This window comes from Occallatibacter sp. (assembly GCF_049510455.1).
Taxonomy (GTDB): Bacteria; Acidobacteriota; Terriglobia; order Terriglobales; family Acidobacteriaceae; genus Telmatobacter.
The window spans coordinates 1-3,584 of record NZ_JBEKYX010000181.1 but is presented as its reverse complement, the minus strand read 5'-3'; the positions used below and the strand labels follow the sequence as shown (position 1 = coordinate 3,584).

The window sequence follows — 3,584 nt, the reverse complement described above, 5'->3', positions numbered from 1 at the left end:
TCCGTGGCTTCATCCTGCAACATAACAAAAACCCAAAGCCCTTCGTCTGGCACAAGACCGCAGACCAAATCCTCGATTCCGTCGCCCGATTTTGTACACGGACTTTAGAGACGGGACACTAGATCGTCGGCAATGAACACGCAACTCCCTCGTGCAGCCAATAGCTCAGAAATCATCTCGGGGACGTATTTTGAAACTGAATCGTATCTATCTTGAAGTTTTGAAACTGCTGGAATCGTTCTCTCAATACTGGAAGTAGCTTTGAGAATTTCGCGCCATTCGATTTTCTTCTGATCTAGAACCCATTGATCATGTGCAGCGGCCTGATTCCGTTGCCACTGCTTTTGTTCTGATTCTCGATTTTGAATAAATGACCATACTGCGATTACCGTGCCACCTATTATCGGAACAACACTCTGAACAACCCACTTCCACGATGGATCAGGTGTTTGTGGTGGAATCTGAACGACAACCGGCGCTTGCGAAACCGTGTCAAGGAGATACATAGCGATGGCTGCAGGATGGATCATCGGCTCACCTTGTATTCTAAGAAGTTGCTCAGAAGGTTAACAGAATGAGTGGAACACTGAAAGCTGTGCGCGGAACTCGCGATCTTTTGCCGCCGGAGACTGCGCTTTGGAACCGCATTGAGGCTACAGCGCGCGCCGTGTTTGCGCGCTACAACTTTGGCGAGATCCGCACGCCGGTCTTTGAAGATACCTCGCTCTTTGCGCGCGGCGTGGGTGAGGAGACGGACATTGTCTCGAAGGAAATGTACACGTGGGAAGACCGCGCCCGCGCTGCCAGCGAGAAGGCGCAATCTCTCACCCTGCGCCCAGAAAATACTGCAGGCGTCGTCCGCGCATACATCGAGCACAAGCTCGGCGAAACCGGCCAATTGCAGAAGCTCTATTACATTGGCCCGCAGTTCCGCCGCGAACGCCCGCAGAAGGGCCGCTATCGACAGTTCTCGCAGATTGGCGCGGAGGTTATCGGGCCGGCGTCTTCTGGCAGCGAATCGCCGCTACGCGATGCCGAAGTACTCGAAATGCTTGCCACGCTGCTGGATGAGCTTGGCATCACCGGCTGGACGCTCGACATTAATTCTGTTGGATCGAGTGCTGACCGCGCCCGCTACAACGAGGTCCTTCGCGCTGCGCTCGTCGACGTTGCGCCGAAGATGTGCGTGGATTGCCAGCGCCGCGCTGTGACTAACCCGCTGCGCGTGCTCGATTGCAAGGTGCCCGAAGACCAGCCGATCATCGAGACGCTGCCGAAGATCGTCGATTCCCTCGACGAAGCATCAAAGCAGCATTTCGCAGCCGTGATTGCCGCGCTTGATGCGGCTGGCGTGCCTTACACGCGCAATCATCGCCTTGTACGGGGCCTCGATTACTACACCCGCACCACCTTTGAGTTCACGCATGGCGGCCTTGGCGCGCAGAATGCTCTGCTCGGCGGCGGCCGGTATGACGGCTTGAGCGAGGCTATTGGCGGGCCCAAGGCTCCCGGCATTGGTTTTGCGATGGGCGAGGACCGGCTGGTGCTCACTCTGCAATCGCAGCAAGCCGCACAGGCCGAAAAGATGGATGCTTACATCGCCCCACTCGGCGAAAACCTCAACGCTGCCGCCCTCGCTCTCACACGCGAACTGCGCCGCGCAGGCCTCAGTGCCGAATTGGGCGATGGCAGCTTCCGGCTCAAGAAGAGCTTTGAAGCCGCGGACAAGGTAGCCCGCAGCATCGTCATCCTGGGCGAGGACGAGCTCCAATCCGGTATCCTGACAGTCAAGGACTTCGCAACCGGCACACAGACCAAAGTTCCGCGCGCGGAGCTTGCCGGTCATCTTCGCAAGCCCGCCAGCGAATCATAAGGAAGAAGCAGTGCTCGACTTTTTAGGCAATCTCGAACGGACGCATCTCTGCGGCGACCTGCGCGCAACCGATGCAGGTAAAAACGTTGTCGTCATGGGCTGGGTCAACCGCCGCCGCGACCACGGCAACCTCATCTTCCTCGACGTCCGCGACCGCTCAGGCGTCTGCCAAGTAGTGCTCGATCACGATCTGGTGCCTGAGGGCCACAAGAAGGGCGAAGCCGTCCGCCCCGAGTACGTCATCGCCGCCGTGGGCAAAGTGCGTCTGCGAGCGCCGGATGCCATTAACCCCAAGATGGTCACCGGCGAAATCGAAATCGAAGCCACCGAACTGCGCATCCTCAATGACACGCGGCTTGCGCCCTTCTCGCCTGCTGACGATTCGATCGCCAACGAGGAAACGCGGCTTAGGTATCGCTACATCGACCTGCGCCGCACCGAGATGCAGCGCAACTTCTGGCTGCGCCATGAGATCACGCGAGCCATCCGCGAGAGTCTCAGCGCCGAGGGCTTTCTCGAAATCGAAACGCCCATCCTCAACAAGTCCACGCCCGAGGGTGCGCGCGATTTTCTCGTTCCCAGCCGCGTGAATCCTGGCAGCTTTTATGCGTTGCCGCAGTCGCCGCAGATTTTCAAGCAGATTCTCATGATCTCCGGCTTCGACCGCTACTTCCAGGTCGCGCGCTGCTTCCGCGATGAAGACCTGCGCGCCGATCGTCAGCTTGAGTTCACGCAGATCGATCTTGAAATGAGCTTTCCACGGCAGGAGCATGTATTCGCCGTCGTGGAGCATTTCCTCAAGGCTGCCTTCGCCGCAGCAGGCGTCAATCTGCCTACGCCGTTTGCGAAGATCACTTATGACGAATCCATGCGCCGGTTCGGCTCAGACAAGCCGGATATGCGGCTGCCAGGCCTCACCGATGTGCGTTCCGCATTCACCGACGAACAGCTCGCTACGCTTCAGATCGATCCCACTCTGCCGGTCGTCGCGCTGCGGATTCCGAACGTGGGCGAGCTATCTCGCAAGGAGCGCGAAGACAACCATCCAAACTTTGATTTGAAGAAGGGCGCGAAGTTCATTGATGACTTCAAGCGCCTGGCAAAGGGCTTTCCGGAGTCTGCCGCAAAGGTGCGTGAGCTTGCCGGAGCCGCAGAGGCAGACTTCGTCATCATTGTCGCCGGCGACCCCGCGCACCACATCAACGCCAGCGACACCAAGTTTGAAGGCCGCCTCTCAGAGCGCGAGATCAATGTCTACGCCGCTGCCGGCAATTTCCGCTCCGAGCTCGCAAAGAAGTACGCGGATCGCCACAAGGCTTTTCAAGTCACCGAAGAGATTGTCCAGAACGCAGACCCGAAGAGCGGAAAATCACTCGACGGTTCGAATGCTTTCCAGCCCATCTGGATCGTCGATTTCCCCATGTTCGAGTACGAGGTAGGAAGCGGCAAATGGGTTCCCGCGCACCATCCCTTCACCGCGCCGCACGAGCATGACATGCCGAACCTCGTCAGCGATCCGGCGAGCGTCCGCGCCAACTGCTATGACCTGGCGATGAACGGCCTTGAGCTTGGCTCGGGCTCCATTCGTATCCATCGCAAGGATGTGCAGCAGCAGATATTTGCTTCGCTCGGGATGAGTGAAGAGGAAGCCAAGGCCCGCTTCGGCTTCTTCCTTGATGCGCTTGAGTACGGCACGCCTCCGCACGGCGGC

Annotated in this window: 3 protein-coding genes; 2 read left to right on the top strand and 1 reads right to left on the bottom strand. The window is 58.3% G+C overall.

Features of this window, described 5'->3' with window-relative positions:
- Positions 1-104: 104 nt before the first annotated feature.
- Complete coding sequence (locus tag ABSG47_RS20540) at positions 105-530, bottom strand: hypothetical protein (RefSeq protein WP_424172336.1); 426 nt, start codon at positions 528-530, stop codon at positions 105-107.
- Between the two features lie 44 nt (positions 531-574).
- On the opposite strand from ABSG47_RS20540, the gene hisS reads away from it, so the two are divergent.
- The gene (hisS, locus tag ABSG47_RS20535; protein WP_424172333.1) at positions 575-1,873 is read left to right on the top strand and encodes a histidine--tRNA ligase; all 1,299 of its coding nucleotides are present in this window, start codon (positions 575-577) and stop codon (positions 1,871-1,873) included.
- 10 nt (positions 1,874-1,883) lie between these two features.
- Positions 1,884-3,584 (top strand): aspartate--tRNA ligase (gene aspS, locus ABSG47_RS20530; RefSeq protein WP_424172330.1); only part of this gene is annotated, 1,701 nt, incomplete at its 3' end.